The sequence below is a fragment of the Streptomyces sp. KR55 genome (assembly GCF_052245645.1).
Classification (GTDB): domain Bacteria; phylum Actinomycetota; class Actinomycetes; order Streptomycetales; family Streptomycetaceae; genus Streptomyces; species Streptomyces flavusporus.
The window spans coordinates 1-15,471 of record NZ_JBQQCE010000220.1 but is presented as its reverse complement, the minus strand read 5'-3'; the positions used below and the strand labels follow the sequence as shown (position 1 = coordinate 15,471).

Sequence of the window (15,471 nt, the reverse complement as noted above, 5' to 3'; positions counted from 1 at the left end):
ACGACGTCGTCGCCCACCACATGTCGGTCGTCGCCATCCAGGCGGAGGCCGCGCCCTACCGGGTGGAGAACCCGCCGCCGGAGCTGGAGCGGGCCTTCGCCACCATCCGGGAGAACGCGGTGGCGGCCCTCACCGAACTGCGCCGCGTCCTGGGCGTCGTCCGCGCCGAGGACTACGAGGCGCCCGACGCCCCGCAGCCCACGCTCGCCGACCTGGACGCGCTGCTGGCGAATGTGCGGGATGCGGGACTGAGCGTCGAGAAGGCGGTGACCGGAGCGGTGCGCGAACTCCCGCAGGGCGTGGAGCTGTCGGCGTACCGAATAGTCCAGGAGGCTCTGAGCAACACCTTGCGGCACGCGCCCGGTGCGGACGCCCGCGTCGAGATCGGCTACGTTCTGGGCGGTCTGGGCCTGCGCATAGTCAACGGCCCGCCGCCCGCCCCGGCCCTGGTCAAGCCCTCGCCGGGTGCCGGGCATGGCATCACGGGTATGCGGGAGCGCGTCTCCATGCTGAACGGCGAGATGACGGCGGGCCGGACGGACGACGGAGGCTATGAGGTGGCGGTGTTCCTGCCGGTGACCAGCCCGAGTGAAGGTGACGCATGAGCATCCGCGTACTGATCGCGGACGACCAGATGATGGTCCGCGAGGGCTTCTCGGTCCTGTTGAACGCGATGCCGGACATCGAGGTCGTCGGCGAGGCCGTCAACGGGCGCGAGGCGGTGGAGCGGGTGCGGGAACTCGCCCCCGACGTCGTGCTGATGGACATTCGGATGCCGGAACTGAACGGCATCGAGGCGACCCGGGAGATCGTCGCCGCGGACGGTTCGGCGAAGGTGCTGGTACTGACCACCTTCGACCTCGACGAGTACGTGTATCAGGCGCTGCGCGCGGGAGCCTCCGGCTTCCTGTTGAAGGACGCCTCGGCACGCCAACTCGCCGACGGAGTAAGGGTGGTGGCGGCCGGGGAGGCCCTCCTTGCGCCCTCTGTCACCAAGCGGCTGATCACGGAGTTCTCGAAGCTGTCCGATGCCCCGCGCACGATGTCCTCCGCACACGCGGCGTACGGGGATCTGACCGAGCGGGAGACGGAGGTGCTGGTGCTGATCGCGCAGGGCCTGTCGAACGCGGAGATAGCCGGGCGGCTGGTGGTCGCCGAGTCGACGATCAAGACCCACGTCAGCCGGATCCTGGTGAAGCTGGGCCTCAGGGACCGTACGCAGGCGGCGGTGTTCGCGTACGAGGCGCGGCTGGTGACGCCGGGCTGAGCGAACGCCCGGCTGTCGGACACCCTGGTCAGACGGCGGGGTCCCGGGCTAGCGTCCGTTCATGGCAGCTGCTTTTGACCTCGCCTTCGACCCGTGGGACCCGGCGTTCGTCGCCGACCCCTACCCCGCCTACGCGGAGCTGCGGGCTCGTGGCCGCGTGCTCTACTTCGAGCCCACCGACCAGTGGCTGGTCCCGCACCACGCGGACGTCTCGGCGCTGCTGCGCGACCGGCGCCTGGGCCGGACGTACCAGCACCGGTTCAGTCACGAGGACTTCGGGCGCACGCCGCCCCCGCCGGAGCACGAGCCGTTCCACACGCTCAACGACCACGGAATGCTGGACCTGGAGCCGCCGGACCACACGCGGATCCGGCGCCTGGTGTCGAAGGCGTTCACACCGCGCACGGTCGAGCGGCTGAAGCCGTATGTGGACGGCCTGGCCGGCGACCTGGTCGCCCGTCTGGTCGAGGCGGGCGGCGGGGACCTGCTGACGGATGTGGCGGAGCCGCTGCCGGTGGCGGTGATCGCCGAGATGCTCGGCATCCCGGAGTCCGACCGCCCCCCGCTGCGCCCCTGGTCGGCGGACATCTGCGGGATGTACGAGCTGAACCCGTCCGAGGAGGCGGCGACGAAGGCGGTGCGGGCGTCGGTCGAGTTCTCGCAGTACCTGAGGGAGCTGATCGCCCAGCGCCGCAAGGAACCCGGCGAGGACCTCATCTCCGGCCTGATCGCGGCGCACGACGAGGGTGACCGCCTCACCGAGCAGGAGATGATCTCGACGGCCGTCCTCCTCCTGAACGCGGGCCACGAGGCCACGGTGAACGCCACGGTCAACGGCTGGTGGGCCCTCTTCCGCAGCCCGGACCAGCTGGCCGCCCTGCGTGCGGACCACTCCCTGATCCCGTCGGCGGTCGAGGAGCTGATGCGCTACGACACCCCGCTCCAGCTCTTCGAACGCTGGGTGCTGGACGAGATCGAGATCGACGGCACGGTGATCCCGCGCGGCGCGGAGATCGCCATGCTCTTCGGTTCCGCCAACCACGACCCCGAGGTCTTCCAGAACCCCGAACGCCTCGACCTCACCCGCAACGACAACCCGCACATCTCCTTCAGCGCCGGTATCCACTACTGCATCGGCGCCCCGTTGGCCCGTATCGAGCTGGCGGCCTCGATGCGGGCCCTGCTGGAGAAGGCCCCGACGCTCACCCTGGCGGCGGAGCCGGAGCGCAAGCCGAACTTCGTGATCAGGGGGCTCAACGGGCTGAGCGTCGCGACCTGACGCGCTGGACCAGGGCCCAGACGGCGAGGCCGACCGCGATCCCGCCGAGGACCGCGAGCGGCAGTTCGGCGTAGAGGACCTTCCAGTCCGGGCTCTGCTCGAACCGCCACAGCCGCTCCCGCACACCGACCGCCCACACGGCGAGCCCCGCACCGGCCCCGGCGGCCACGGTCAGACACCCCAGAGCGGCCTGCGTACGTTCCCCCATGCCCGGGAGGGACGCGCACAGGCCGCCCGAAGGTTCCCACGGTCAGCTGCTGGTCACGTCCCGCCGCCGTAGTCCCGCCAGCCCACCGGCCACCAGCACCCCTGCGATCCCGGTCAGGACGGACACCGCGCCCCACTCCATCTCCCCGCCCGGCAGCTTGGGCAGATGCCCGAACGGCGACACGTCCAGCACCGCCTGCGGAACATCCAGCGCGGGCCCGATCCACCCGATGAGCAGCACCGCCCCGGCAACACCCCAGGCGGCCAGGGCCAGCCGGGGTGACACCCCGTAGAGCAGCACCGCGAGCCCGCCGATCACCCAGATCGCCGGCAGCTGGATCAGACAGGCGCCCAGGATCGGCCAGAACTCCTTGCCGTACCCGGCGGCGAGGCCGAGCCCGGCGAGCAGCATGATCAGCACGGTGCCGCCGAAGGCGATCACCAGGTGGCCTGAGGCCCAGCGCAGCCGCCCGACCGCACCCGCCAGCACCGGTTCCGCCCGTCCGGACGTCTCCTCGCCGTGCAGCCGCAGGACGGAGGCGACGATGTACAGGGCGGCGACCAGTCCGAGCATGCCGACCATCGACGCCAGGAAGGTGTCCGTGAAGGCCGACTCACCGCCCATGCGCTGCAGGATCTCGCGGGCCTGCTCGTTGTCGCCGACCAGGTCGGCCGCGCCCTCGGTCATCGCGCCGTAGACGATCCCGGCGAGCAGGAAGCCGATGCTCCAGCCGAGCACGCTGCCTCGCTGCAACCGCCAGGCCAGTGCCCCGGCGGTACCCAGCCGGCCGTCCGCCGGCCCCGGGCGGCTCGGCAGGAAGCTCATACCGACGTCGCGGCGCCCGGCGAGCTCGTAGGCCGCCGCCCCCTGGATGACCGCGGCGGCCGCGAACAGCAGCAGCACCCACCACCGTTCGTTCGCGAAGGGCCGCAGGTTCTCCAGCCAGCCGATCGGCGACAGCCAGGTCAGGAGGGACGAACCGTCGTCCGTCGCCGAGTCGCCCGCCGCGCGCAGCACGAACGCGGCGCCGAGCACCGCGGCCGTCAGCCCGCGTGCCAGTCGCGCGCTCTCCGTGAACTGGGCGACGATCGCGGCCATCGTCGCGAACACCATCCCGACGCCGGCGATGCCGAGCCCGAAGGCCAGTGCCCCCGAGGCTCCCTGACCGGCCAGACCCCCGGCGATCAGCAGCGCGAGCACCGCATTGGCGACCGCCGCCGCGAGCAGCGCCGCGGTCAGCGGGGCGCGCCGGCCCACCATGGCCGAGGAGATCATCTCCTGCCGACCGCTCTCCTCCTCGTCGCGGGTGTGCCGTACGACGATGAGCAGGCTCATCACGGCGGCGAGCAGACCTGCGTACACACCGATCCGCCAGGCGGTCAGCGCGCCGAACGAGTCGCCGAAGACCGGGCCGAGCATGGCGCGCAGCGAGGCGTTGGTCTCCATCTGCTGCAGCAGGTCGGCGCGTTCGGCGGCGGTGCCGTACAGGCTCTTGAGCGTGTTCGGCATGGACAGCACCATGAGCGCGTTGACGCCGACCCAGATCGGGATCATGGCCCGGTCGCGGCGCAGCGCGAAGCGCAACAGCGTGCCGGTACCGGCCAGTTGGCGTGAGCCACCGGCCCGTACGGCGAAGGTCGCGGCGGTCATCGCGCAGCCACCTCGTCACCGATCTCGTCCTGGTAGTGCCGCAGGAACAGCTCCTCCAGGGTGGGCGGCGTCGACGTCAGGGACCGTACGCCGGACTCGCTCAGCGACCTCAGTACGTCGTTCAGCTTGTCCGTGTCGACCTGGAGGCGGACGTGCCGGTCCTGGATGCCGAGGTCGTGCACGCCGGGCAGGCGGGAGAGCCCGTTGGGCGGTCCGGCCAGCTCGGCGGTCACGCTGGTCCGCGTCAGGTGGCGCAGGTCGGCGAGCGAACCGGTCTCCACCGTGCGCCCCTTGCGGATGATGCTGACCCGGTCGCAGAGTTCCTCGACCTCGCTGAGGATGTGCGAGGAGAGCAGGATCGTACGGCCGCGCTCGCGCTCCTCCTCGACACAGCGCTGGAAGACCTCCTCCATCAGCGGGTCCAGGCCCGAGGTCGGCTCGTCGAGGATCAGCAGGTCCACGTCCGAGGCGAACGCGGCGACGAGGGCGACCTTCTGGCGGTTGCCCTTGGAGTACGTCCGGCCCTTCTTCGTCGGGTCCAGCTCGAACCGCTCGACGAGTTCCGTGCGGCGCCGCTTGTCCAGGCCTCCGCGCAGACGGCCGTACAGGTCGATGACCTCGCCGCCGGAGAGGTTGCGCCACAGGGTGACGTCGCCGGGGACGTAGGCGATGCGGCGGTGCACCTCCACCGCGTCCGTCCAGGGATCGCGGCCGAGCACCTGGGCGGCGCCCGCGTCGGCGCGCAGCAGGCCGAGCAGGACGCGGATGGTGGTGGACTTGCCGGCGCCGTTGGGGCCGAGGAAGCCGTGGACCTCACCGGTCTCGACGTCCAGGTCGAGGCCGTCGAGCGCATGGGTCTTGCCGAACGACTTGTGCAGTCCGGAGACGGTGATTGCCTTCGTCATGCTTCAGAACGTACGCTTCTTTCAGAAAATTGTGAAGTTAAGGAAGCGTATAAATCCCCGATAGGATGAGCGCATGACGGAATCAGTGGAGGTCGGACGGGACGCGGAGGCCGTGTCGAAGTTCGTGGAGTCCTTCGCGGCGCAGCTCGTCGAGGCCGGGATGCAGCGCATGGCCGCCCGGGTCTTCGCCGCGCTGCTCTCCTCCGACCAAGGCGTGATGACCTCCGCCGAACTGAGCGAACAGCTCCGGATCAGCCCTGCCGCGGTCTCCGGCGCGGTGCGCTACCTGGCCCAGACGCACATGGTGTCGCGCGAGCGGGAGCCCGGCTCGCGCCGGGAGCGCTACCGGGTGCACGGCGACCAGTGGTACGAGGCCCTGACCAACCGCGAAGCCGTCATCAAGCGCTGGGAGGGGGCTCTGCGCGAGGGCGTCGCCAGCCTCGGCGCCGACACCCCGGCAGGGCGCCGCATGGCCGAGACGCTCGCCTTCTTCGAGTTCATCGAGGGCGAGATCGCGGCCATGATGGAGCGATGGCGGGCACACCGGGAGAAGACCTTCGGCAAGTGACGTCCGTCGCTGGGTCTGCGGAGATCGGCTCCGAACCGCACACGAGCCGCCACTCCGAGTTGCGGTGGGTCCGCATCAAGGGGCCGCCGGCACCGTAAGCCCCCAAGCCCCCTCCCGAACCGTCCACGTCCGCGTCCGTACCGGCCCCGACACCGCTGCATCCGCCCGGTACCGGAAGTGCGCGCCGGACACGGTCACCGTCCGCCCCACCGCCCGCAGCGGCGAAGCCTCCGCCCCCACCGAAACCGGCCGCACCTCCACCTCGGCCACACCGGCGGCCCCCGGCGTCACCGACACCCCCTCCACCGGCTGGTCGAGGTCCACCAGCATCTCCCCGTCGACCTCGACCCGCAGTCGGGACGGCCCGGACCCGGCAGCGGGCGCGCCCCGCGCCGGCACCAGCGTCCGTACGAGCGACTGACACGTCCGCAGCCATGGCCGCCCGGCACCCGGCGCCACCGCGGTGGCCCCGGCCGGCGCGGCAGGGTCCCGCAGCGGCGGGATCCGCAGCGCGCCCAGCACCACCCCGTCACTGTCGTCCACGAGCAGATCCAGCCGCCGCTCCACCCCGTCCAGCACCGCCCGGGCCGCGGCCACCGCTCCCGTCGGCACCCCGAGGGATCCGGCCAGCGACAGCGCGCCCCCGACAGGCACCACCGACAGCACGCATTCGGCCAGCTCCCGCTGCCGGTGCAGCAGCGACACGGCCCGCATCAGCGCGCGGTCGTCGCCCACGACCACCGGCCGTCGCGACCCCCGTCGAGCCAGTGCCCGGGCGAATTCGTCGGGCCCGTCCGGCAGGCACACTTTCGTCGCCGCACCCGCGCTGAGCACGTCTTTCGCGATCCGCACGGACTCCCCGTCCGTCCTCCGGGCGACCGGATCGATCACCACCAGCAGCTGATCGGACATCGCGAAAGTCGCCACCTCGGTCATGCCTCGCTTCCTCGGGTAGCATCTTTGTGCAAGAGCCCCTTGCGCTATTGCGCCAGGGGCTTCGTCTATTCCGGGGCATCCGGTCCGACAGGTTGCGGCCGACGAAGGTCGCCGGTGTACGAGGCACAGGCCGTGCCGCGTACGCCCCTGACCTTGGACATGCCCCGCCCGGAAGGGGTGTACGCGCGTGCCCGCACTTGTGCTGCTCGGTGCTCAGTGGGGTGACGAAGGCAAGGGAAAGGCCACGGACCTGCTCGGCGGATCCGTCGACTACGTGGTGCGTTATCAGGGTGGTAACAACGCCGGCCACACGGTGGTCGTGGGTGACCAGAAGTATGCCCTCCACCTGCTCCCTTCCGGAATCCTGTCCCCCGGCTGCACGCCGGTCATCGGCAACGGCGTCGTCGTCGACCCCTCGGTCCTGCTCTCCGAGCTGAGCGGGCTGAACGAGCGCGGCGTCGACACGTCCAAGCTCCTGATCAGCGGCAACGCGCACATCATCACGCCATACAACGTCACCGTTGACAAGGTGACGGAGCGCTTCCTCGGCAAGCGCAAGATCGGGACGACCGGCCGCGGCATCGGTCCGACCTACGCGGACAAGATCAACCGTGTCGGCATCCGGGTCCAGGACCTGTACGACGAGTCGATCCTCCAGCAGAAGGTCGAAGCCGCCCTCGACGTCAAGAACCAGATCCTCACCAAGCTCTACAACCGCCGCGCGATCGCCGTCGAGCAGGTCGTCGAGGAGCTGCTGGGCTACGCGGAGCAGATCAAGCCGTACGTCGCCGACACGGTCCTGATCCTCAACCAGGCCTTGGAGGAGAACAAGGTCGTCCTCTTCGAGGGCGGCCAGGGCACGCTCCTGGACATCGACCACGGCACGTACCCCTTCGTGACGTCGTCGAACCCGACCGCGGGCGGCGCGTGCACGGGCGCAGGGGTCGGTCCCACGAAGATCAGCCGCGTCATCGGCATCCTGAAGGCCTACACGACCCGAGTCGGCGCGGGCCCGTTCCCGACGGAGCTCTTCGACGAGGATGGCGAGGCGCTGCGCCGCATCGGCGGCGAGCGGGGCGTGACGACCGGCCGCGACCGCCGGTGCGGCTGGTTCGACGCGGTCATCGCGCGGTACGCGACCCGGGTCAACGGCCTGACCGACTTCTTCCTGACGAAGCTGGACGTCCTCACGGGCTGGGAGCAGATCCCGGTCTGCGTGGCGTACGAGATCGACGGGCAGCGCGTCGACGAGCTCCCGTACTCCCAGTCCGACTTCCACCACGCCAAGCCGGTCTACGAGATGCTCCCCGGCTGGTCGGAGGACATCTCGAAGGCAAAGACCTTCGCCGACCTCCCGAAGAACGCGCAGAACTACGTCAAGGCGCTGGAGGAGATGTCCGGCGCCCCGATCTCCGCGATCGGCGTGGGGCCGGGGCGGGACGAGACGATCGAGATCAACTCGTTCATCTGACGGCCGACCGGCAGCTCAATGCCATGAGGGGCACCTGACCGGGTGCCCCTCTTGCCGTCTGCTCAGCGTGATGGGTCGCACACATGGGAGCTGCGCAGGGCGGGTTCCGTGGTGAGGCAGGCATGCAGGACCGTGCTCAGGCGGGCGTCGATCGCGGTGCGTTCGGCCGGATCCGATGGATTCGCGGGCGGAGTCAGGGCGTAGGGGAGGGCGGTGGTCAGGACGGTCAGCGTCACGGTGTCCCGGTCGGCCGCCGCCACGAGCTGCCCGGTCACGTGGTCGCACAGCCAGGACCAGGCCAGGGTGTGCCATGCGGAGTCCGGCCGCAGGATCGCGGTGTGGACCAGCGCCGGATCGGTCCGGGCCATGGTGCCGACGACGGGGTGTTCCCGCAGCAGGCGCGCCGCGCACACCACGAGACGCACCTCGGCGCACGGCGACGGCAGGGGATCCGCGACCTCGCACGCCACGTCCAGGACGCGCCTCAGTTCGTGCCGGGTGGCCTCCTGGAGCAGCCGCTGACAGCTGGCCCAGTTCCGGTAGAGGTACGGCCGGTTGGTGTCGGCGAGGCGCGCGATCTGCGTCATCCCGGTACGCCGGGGCCCGTACTGCGCCAGCGCGTCCAGCGCCGCCCGGTACACCGCACCCACTCCGGGTGGCGCCTTTACGTTGAGGTATCCACTCATGCCTGAGGAGTCGTCCGGGGGTCAGGGGGAGGGAGGGGGTGTGGGAAAAGATGTGACGGTTTCGGGGAATGTGACACATCTTTTTTGAGGCTATACGTCGCCGGAGGCGCCCGGCAGCCCAAGAAAGGCCAACCAGGCCGCGCCCCCGACAGCGAGCCTGGGCCCGTCGGGCTTCTTGGAGTCGCGGATGTGTATGACAGTGGCATGCGGACAGGCGGCGACCTCGACGCAGTCGGCGCCGCCGCTGTCGTTGTACGACGGCTTGCGCCAGGCGTAGGCGAGTGAATCAAGGGAACTCCCGCCCGGGGAAAGCCAGTTCCAGCTTGCGCTCGTCGCTCTGCGTGCCCATGGAGTCACGCCCACACGAGAACGCCCCGCGGTGCGCCAACACCCGGGGGCTCGACACCCGGAGCCAACTCTCCAGATGCGCATTCATCGTACGACGCCCACGCGCGCCTTTTCCGTCTTCTCCAACGCTCTTCTCCGCGACCGGAGCATCTCCTGGTGCGCGGTAGGCGTACTGACGTACCTGTTGAGCCTCCCGAACGGCGCCCGCGCCACCATCCGGACCCTCGCCGAACAGCGCAAGGAGGGACGTGCCCGGATCGCCGCCGCATTGCATGAGCTGGAGGAATCCCGGTATCTGCGGCGGGTGGTGCGCAAGGACCGAGAGACGGGCCAACTCACCACCGTCTACGAGGTGTTCGACACTCCGTACGAGGACGAGCCACCAACGGGTGATTCCGGGGAAGCCCAGAACCTGGCCTCCGGCGAGTCGGAATCCACCCCGTCGGGCGCTCCCCCTTCGGGGAAAAGACCGGGGAACAAGAACCTCCCTCCCCGCCGTCGAGCGGGAGCGGGCGGGCGTGGCCGAGCACCTCGGCGCGTTGCTGTCCGTCAACATCGAGGGGCTCGACTTCGCGGCGGCGACCGCCGTGGGCAAGCGCCTGCGAACCGCTGCCGCCGGGGACGACGGCGCCTACGGCAAGGACGAGCCGGACTGGAGCGGCGCTCACGTGCTGCACCTCGCCCTGCCCACCGTCGAGTGGCCGCACGGTCGTCCCGTCCTGACGAGGACACCGACCCGCTACCGCGGCACGGGCGTCCGCACCATCCGCATCGTCGAGCAGAACTGACGGCGGTTCTGGCGGGGAGGGCGCCGGAGCGCCCGCGTCCTCCCCGGCCGGAAAATCGCAAACAGACCTCAGCTGAACACGATCATCGAACCCTGCGCCAGACTCCGCGTAGCCGCCGCGTGCAGGCCCAGCCAGACGTGGCGTTCACGGGCGAAGGGGCTGGGGTCGTACGGGGCGGGGACCGCTGGTTCCTCCAACTCCGTGGGGGTCAGAGGGGGTTGGGGCGCGGCCGGAGGGTTGGCCGGGTCGATGCCGATCGACGGGGCCACGAACTCCAGCTCCCGCAGCAGTGACTGCGAGGAGCCCAACGGGCCGCCACCCGCGAGGAGTTCGTCGTCGGAGAGCGGGTGCGGGAAGTCGACGGGGACGTACGCCCCGGCGTGGTCGTAGTGCCAGACGAGATGTGACTGCTGGGCTGTCGTCTCGAACATCTCCAGGAGCTGTTCGTAGTCGCCGCCGAGCTCGTCCACCGGTGTCACCGGCAGCCCGCAGACCTGGAGCAGGTAGGCGCGGCGCAGAAAGTGCAGGGCGTCGTAGTCGAAGCCGGCCACCGGGGCGACCTCCCCGGACAGTCCCGGCATGTACTGGTACACCGGCACCGGCGGCAGCCCGGCCTCGGCGAGCACCTTGTTGTATTGCGCGAGTTCCTCGGCGAACGGGTTGTCGGGGGTGTGGCACAACACGTCGACGAGCGGTACCAGCCACAGGTCACAGGCCAAAAGAGGGCTCCTCGCAAGCGCGTAGCACGAACGACACAGCACGGTGGTCAGGGCAGCGTAATGCGTGAGGGCCGCACGGGTCCCCACCTGTGCAGGTCCCATACCCGCTCAGCTCGCGGTGAGGCTCTCGACCAGGGCGAGGGAGTGTGCGTTGTGGGCGGCGATGATCGAGCGGGCGGCGACTGTGTCGCGACGCACCAGGGCGTCGACCAGTTCGGTGTGGTCCGCCCATAGGTGGCCGCGCAGATCGGTCACCCGGCGCAGATGCTGCACCGCGCACACCCAGGACTGCACGCGCAGCCGGTGCAGGAAGTCCACGAGGTAGGGGTTGCCGAACAGTCCGCTGAGCTCGCGCCAGAAACGCAGGTCGTAGCCGATGAGGACGGTGAGGTCGCCGGCGTTCGCAGCACGCTGCGCCTCCTCACCGCGGCGGCGTACGCCCGCGAACGCGGCCGCGGTTCGCGGGTCCGCGAGATCCCGGAACTCCTTGCGGCCCTCGTCGAGGGCGTGGAACATGCCGTCGATCACCAGGCAGCGGGCCTCGACGAGGCCGCGGAAGTCGCGGACGGAGTACTCGCGGACCCGGAAGCCCCGGTGCTGGTCGGCCTCCAGCAGGCCCTGCGCGGACAGATCGACCAGCGCCTCGCGTACCGGTGTCGCGGAGACGCCGTACTGCTCGGCGATCTCTTTCACCGTGAACGCCTGCCCCGGCTGCAGCCGCCCGGACAACACCTCGTCCCGCAGCGCGTCCGCGATCTGCTGCCGCAGGGTGCTACGGGTCACGGCGCCGTTGCCGCTGGTGCCGGGCATGGTCGGGGGCTTCCTCTCGCTGCGCGGGTGCGTGCTCGTACATGTCTACGAGCATGTCTACGAGCACGCCACCTTACGCGTTCGGATGCCGGGCCGCGGTTATGCCGTGTACTCGTCAGCCACCGACAGGGCGGCGTCCAGCGCCGCCAGCCCTTCCTTCAGCTCCGCCTCGGTCACGTTGCACGGCGGCACGACATGGGTGCGGTTCATGTTCACGAACGGCCACACCCCGCCCGCCTTCGCCGCTGCCGCGAACGCCGCCATCGGCGCGTTCGCGTCACCGGCCGCGTTGTACGGCACCAGTGGTTCGCGCGTCTCCTTGCTCTTCACCAGGTCGAGGGCCCAGAACATGCCCACGCCGCGTACCTCGCCCACGCAGGCGTGCCGCTCGGCCAGCTCCCGCAGCGCCGGCTGAAGGACCTCGGCGCCCAGGCGGGAGGCGTTCTCCACCACGCCCTCCTCGGCCATCACGTTGATCGTGGCGACGGCGGCGGCGCAGGCCAGCGGGTGGCCGGAGTACGTCAGCCCGCCGGGGTACGGCCGCTTCCCGAACGTCTCCGCGATCTTCCCGGAGATGGCGACGCCGCCCAGCGGTACGTATCCGGAGTTCACGCCCTTCGCGAAGGTCATCAGGTCCGGTACGACGTCGAACAGGTCCGCCGCGAACCATTCGCCGGTCCGCCCGAACCCGGCCATGACCTCGTCCAGGACGAAGACGATGCCGTACTTGTCGCATATCTCACGCACCCCGGCGAGATATCCCGGCGGCGGAACCATGATCCCCGCCGTCCCCGGGATCGTCTCCAGGATGATCGCGGCGATGGTCGACGGCCCTTCGAAGGCGATCGTCGTCTCCAGGTGCTCCAGCGCCCGCTCGCACTCCTGCTCCTCGGTCTCGGCGTAGAAGCGGGAGCGGTAGAGGAAGGGTGCCCAGAAGTGCACGACGCCGGCCGTGGCGCTGTCGGAGGCCCAGCGGCGCGGGTCGCCGGTGATGTTCACGGCCTGCTGGGTGCCGCCGTGGTACGAGCGGTAGGCGGAGAGCGCCTTCGGGCGGCCCGTGTGCAGCCGGGCCATGCGCACCGCGTGCTCGACGGCGTCGGCACCGCCGTTGGTGAAGAAGATCTTGTCCAGGTCGCCTGGGGTGCGTTCGGCGATCAGCCGGGCCGCCTCGGAGCGGGCCTCGATGGCGAAGGCGGGCGCGAACGTGGACAGGGTGGCGGCCTGTTCCTGGATCGCGGCGACGACCTTCGGGTGCTGGTAGCCGATGTTCGTGTAGACGAGCCCGCTGGTGAAGTCGAGGTAGCGCCTGCCGTCGTAGTCCCAGAAGTACGACCCCTCCGCGCCGGCGACGGCGAGCGGGTCGATGAGTTCCTGCGCGGACCAGGAGTGGAAGACATGCGCACGGTCCGCGGCCTTCACGGCGGCGCCGACCTCGGGGTTTGGCTGAGGGGTCATGCGGCCGAGGGTAGATGTCCGCGACAGGGACGCGATATCGGCGTCCTGTCTGTGGGACGGGGGTTTCCGCGACAGGTTGTCGACGGGGTGGGAGGCCGACACATTGACAGCATGCTGTCTAGCTGACAGGATTCTGTCATTGGCGGAACGACCCTCGGAGGAGTCATGAACGCAGACCGCAAGCCCGTCCACCATGCTGTGTACGACACCCTCGCCGACTGGGAGACCGGCCACGCGACGGCGTACCTCGCCCGCGCCGGGTACGAGATCCGCACGGTCGGCCCGTCCATCGACTCGGTCACCAGCATCGGCGGACTGCGCATCCAGCCCGACCTGCCCCTGGACGACGTACGCCCCGAGGACAGCTCCCTGCTGATCCTCCCGGGCGGCGACCTCTGGGACACTGGCGACGACCTTGCGCCCTTCGCCCGCAAGGCGCGGGAGTTTCTCGACGCCGGGGTGCCCGTAGCCGCGATCTGCGGGGCCACCGCCGGGCTCGCCCGCGAGGGGCTGCTCGACGACCGTGCCCACACCAGTGCCGTGTCCTTCTACCTCGCGGCCACCGGCTACGGCGGCGGCGAGCGGTACGTCGACGCCGATGCCGTCACCGACGGCAAGCTGATCACCGCCGGTCCGACCGAGCCCGTCGCCTTCGCCCGGGAGATCTTCCGGCTGCTCGGGGTGTACGAGGGCGAGGTGCTCGACGCCTGGTACCGGCTGTTCCACGACTCCGACGCGGAGGCGTACGCCGTACTCGAGCAGGCGGGCGGGCAGTGAGCCGGGAGCGACAGGATCTGTTCAGCCGCAGCGCGCTCGGGGCGTTCCGGCTGAACGGTCGATTCCTCGCCGTGGCCGAGGAGTTGGCGCGACCCGCCGGTCTGACGGCGGCCTGGTGGCAGGTGCTGGGCGCGGTGCTGCGGGAACCGCTGCCGGTGGCCGGGATCGCCCGCGCCATGGGCATCACTCGGCAGAGCGTGCAGCGCATCGCCGATCTGCTGGTCGAGCGTGGCCTGGCCGAGTACCGGCCCAACCCCGCCCACCGCCGCGCCAAGCTCCTCGCGCCGACGGCCGACGGGCTGGCCGCCGTCCACCGGATCGGCCCGGGGCACGCCGCCTACGCCGACCGGCTCGCCGAGGCCCTCGGGGACGACGGGCTCGCCGAGGCGGTACGGGTGCTGGAACGGCTGTCCGAGGCGCTGGAACAGGTGGGCCCGCCCGTTACGGAACCGTAGAGGAACCGTGCAGACCGCGCCGTCCGCAACCTCCTGACCCGCACTATTCTCGGTCCGTCGCACTGGGCGTGTACTTGCGTGCACTTGGGGGAGGGGTGGGCGCGGCCATGGAGAAACTGGGGCCTGGGGACCCGCCGCGGATCGGCGCGTACCGGCTGCTGGCGCGGCTCGGCGCCGGCGGAATGGGGCACGTGTACCTCGCCCGGTCGGACCGCGGCCGGACCGTCGCCGTCAAGCTGGTCCGGGCGGAACTGGCCGCGCAGGAGGAGTTCCGCGCCCGGTTCCGGCAGGAGGTGCAGTCCGCCCGGCAGGTCGGCGGGCACTGGACCGCGCCCGTGCTCGACGCCGACACCGACGCGGCCGTTCCATGGGTGGCCACCGGATATGTCGCCGGGCCGAGCCTCCAGCAGGTCGTGGGGCGCGACCACGGGGCGCTGCCCGAGCGGTCGGTACGGATCCTCGCGGCCGGGCTCGCGCACGCGCTGAAGGACATCCACGCCGCCGGGATCGTCCACCGGGACCTGAAGCCCTCCAACGTGCTCGTGACCATCGACGGCCCACGGGTCATCGACTTCGGGATCGCGCGGGCACTGGAGACGGTGACCGACGGGGGTCTGACCCGGACCGGCGCGCTCATCGGCTCGCCCGGCTTCATGGCGCCCGAGCAGGTGCGCGGCGACCGCATCACGCCCGCATGCGACGTGTTCTGCCTGGGCTCGGTGCTGGCCTACGCCGCCACCGGCAACCTGCCCTTCGGCGGCGCCGACAGCGGGGTGCACGCCCTGATGTTCCGCATCGCCCAGGAGGAACCCGACCTGGAGGGCGTGCCCGAGGGGATCGCCGACCTCGTGCGCCACTGCCTGAAGAAGGACCCCGCCGCCCGGCCCACGCTGGACGGCATCCTGGAACGCACGGGAGCGGAGGACACCGTCACCGGCGGGCGTTCCCGGGACCCGTGGCTGCCCGGCGGCCTGGTGGCCCAACTCGGGCGGCACGCGGTGCGGTTGCTGGAGACGGAGAACCCCGAGGCGCCCGGCGCCGAGGGAACGGGCCGCGGCCCGGACGCCACACCCGAACACGCCCCCGCCGCGGACGAGTCCGCCCCGCCGACAACCCCCGCCCCAACCCCACCCCTCGACCGCCTCCCAA

General features: G+C 70.8%; 18 protein-coding genes. 9 read left to right on the top strand and 9 right to left on the bottom strand.

Going from position 1 to position 15,471, the window contains the following annotated elements; genetic code table 11:
• The 3 genes from ACTWQJ_RS28570 to ACTWQJ_RS28560 all read left to right on the top strand — a co-directional run.
• The coding region (locus ACTWQJ_RS28570; RefSeq protein ID WP_443309419.1) for a sensor histidine kinase at nt 1-605 on the top strand (605 nt) is incomplete at its 5' end.
• Entirely contained in the window at nt 602-1,267 is a 666-nt protein-coding gene (locus ACTWQJ_RS28565; RefSeq protein ID WP_443309418.1) for a response regulator, read from the top strand. The genes ACTWQJ_RS28570 and ACTWQJ_RS28565, both read left to right, overlap by 4 nt.
• A gap of 61 nt (nt 1,268-1,328) precedes the next feature.
• Complete coding sequence (locus ACTWQJ_RS28560; RefSeq protein WP_443309417.1) at nt 1,329-2,546, top strand: cytochrome P450; 1,218 nt, start codon at nt 1,329-1,331, stop codon at nt 2,544-2,546.
• On the opposite strand, the gene ACTWQJ_RS28555 is transcribed toward ACTWQJ_RS28560, so the two are convergent.
• The 3 genes from ACTWQJ_RS28555 to ACTWQJ_RS28545 are packed head-to-tail and all read right to left on the bottom strand — an operon-like array spanning nt 2,521 to nt 5,309.
• Nucleotides 2,521-2,754: a hypothetical protein gene (locus ACTWQJ_RS28555; protein WP_443309416.1), complete on the bottom strand. Its 234-nt coding sequence runs from the start codon at nt 2,752-2,754 to the stop codon at nt 2,521-2,523. The genes ACTWQJ_RS28560 and ACTWQJ_RS28555 overlap by 26 nt on opposite strands.
• A 42-nt stretch (nt 2,755-2,796) precedes the next feature.
• Nucleotides 2,797-4,404, bottom strand: a complete 1,608-nt coding sequence (locus ACTWQJ_RS28550) for an ABC transporter permease (protein ID WP_443309415.1) — start codon at nt 4,402-4,404, stop codon at nt 2,797-2,799.
• Complete coding sequence (locus ACTWQJ_RS28545; protein WP_443309414.1) at nt 4,401-5,309, bottom strand: ABC transporter ATP-binding protein; 909 nt, start codon at nt 5,307-5,309, stop codon at nt 4,401-4,403. The genes ACTWQJ_RS28550 and ACTWQJ_RS28545 overlap by 4 nt, the downstream gene beginning before the upstream one ends.
• Before the next feature lie 73 nt (nt 5,310-5,382).
• On the opposite strand from ACTWQJ_RS28545, the gene ACTWQJ_RS28540 reads away from it, so the two are divergent.
• Nucleotides 5,383-5,877: a GbsR/MarR family transcriptional regulator gene (locus ACTWQJ_RS28540; RefSeq protein WP_443309413.1), complete on the top strand. Its 495-nt coding sequence runs from the start codon at nt 5,383-5,385 to the stop codon at nt 5,875-5,877.
• A gap of 75 nt (nt 5,878-5,952) precedes the next feature.
• Here ACTWQJ_RS28540 and ACTWQJ_RS28535 read toward each other — a convergent pair whose 3' ends face one another.
• Nucleotides 5,953-6,813: a diacylglycerol kinase gene (locus ACTWQJ_RS28535; RefSeq protein WP_443309412.1), complete on the bottom strand. Its 861-nt coding sequence runs from the start codon at nt 6,811-6,813 to the stop codon at nt 5,953-5,955.
• Between the two features lie 187 nt (nt 6,814-7,000).
• Between ACTWQJ_RS28535 and ACTWQJ_RS28530 the strand changes: the two genes are divergently transcribed.
• Complete coding sequence (locus ACTWQJ_RS28530) at nt 7,001-8,284, top strand: adenylosuccinate synthase (protein ID WP_443309411.1); 1,284 nt, start codon at nt 7,001-7,003, stop codon at nt 8,282-8,284.
• Between the two features lie 62 nt (nt 8,285-8,346).
• Here the strand turns inward: ACTWQJ_RS28530 and ACTWQJ_RS28525 are convergent, their stop codons facing one another.
• The gene (locus ACTWQJ_RS28525; RefSeq protein WP_443309410.1) at nt 8,347-8,970 is read right to left on the bottom strand and encodes a TetR/AcrR family transcriptional regulator; all 624 of its coding nucleotides are present in this window, start codon (nt 8,968-8,970) and stop codon (nt 8,347-8,349) included.
• Nucleotides 8,971-9,060: 90 nt separating this feature from the next.
• Entirely contained in the window at nt 9,061-9,327 is a 267-nt protein-coding gene (locus ACTWQJ_RS28520) for a DUF397 domain-containing protein (RefSeq protein WP_443309409.1), read from the bottom strand.
• A 509-nt stretch (nt 9,328-9,836) separates the two neighbouring features.
• Here ACTWQJ_RS28520 and ACTWQJ_RS28515 point away from each other — a divergent pair.
• Nucleotides 9,837-10,106, top strand: a complete 270-nt coding sequence (locus ACTWQJ_RS28515) for a hypothetical protein (RefSeq protein ID WP_443309408.1) — start codon at nt 9,837-9,839, stop codon at nt 10,104-10,106.
• Between the two features lie 68 nt (nt 10,107-10,174).
• Here the strand turns inward: ACTWQJ_RS28515 and ACTWQJ_RS28510 are convergent, their stop codons facing one another.
• From ACTWQJ_RS28510 to ACTWQJ_RS28500, 3 genes are all read right to left on the bottom strand, one after another.
• On the bottom strand, nt 10,175-10,825 hold the full coding sequence (locus tag ACTWQJ_RS28510) for a hypothetical protein (RefSeq protein WP_224739906.1): 651 nt from the start codon (nt 10,823-10,825) through the stop codon (nt 10,175-10,177).
• A 108-nt stretch (nt 10,826-10,933) separates the two neighbouring features.
• Nucleotides 10,934-11,635, bottom strand: coding sequence for a GntR family transcriptional regulator (locus ACTWQJ_RS28505; RefSeq protein ID WP_443309407.1), 702 nt, complete (start codon nt 11,633-11,635; stop codon nt 10,934-10,936).
• A gap of 99 nt (nt 11,636-11,734) precedes the next feature.
• Complete coding sequence (locus ACTWQJ_RS28500; protein WP_443309406.1) at nt 11,735-13,090, bottom strand: aspartate aminotransferase family protein; 1,356 nt, start codon at nt 13,088-13,090, stop codon at nt 11,735-11,737.
• Nucleotides 13,091-13,255: 165 nt separating this feature from the next.
• Between ACTWQJ_RS28500 and ACTWQJ_RS28495 the strand changes: the two genes are divergently transcribed.
• The 3 genes from ACTWQJ_RS28495 to ACTWQJ_RS28485 form a co-directional block, all read left to right on the top strand.
• Complete coding sequence (locus ACTWQJ_RS28495) at nt 13,256-13,867, top strand: type 1 glutamine amidotransferase family protein (protein ID WP_443309405.1); 612 nt, start codon at nt 13,256-13,258, stop codon at nt 13,865-13,867.
• Complete coding sequence (locus ACTWQJ_RS28490) at nt 13,864-14,322, top strand: MarR family winged helix-turn-helix transcriptional regulator (RefSeq protein WP_443309404.1); 459 nt, start codon at nt 13,864-13,866, stop codon at nt 14,320-14,322. Before ACTWQJ_RS28495 ends, ACTWQJ_RS28490 begins: the two co-directional genes overlap by 4 nt.
• A gap of 107 nt (nt 14,323-14,429) precedes the next feature.
• Nucleotides 14,430-15,471, top strand: a 1,042-nt coding sequence (locus ACTWQJ_RS28485; protein WP_443309403.1) for a serine/threonine-protein kinase, incomplete at its 3' end; no start/stop codon positions are given.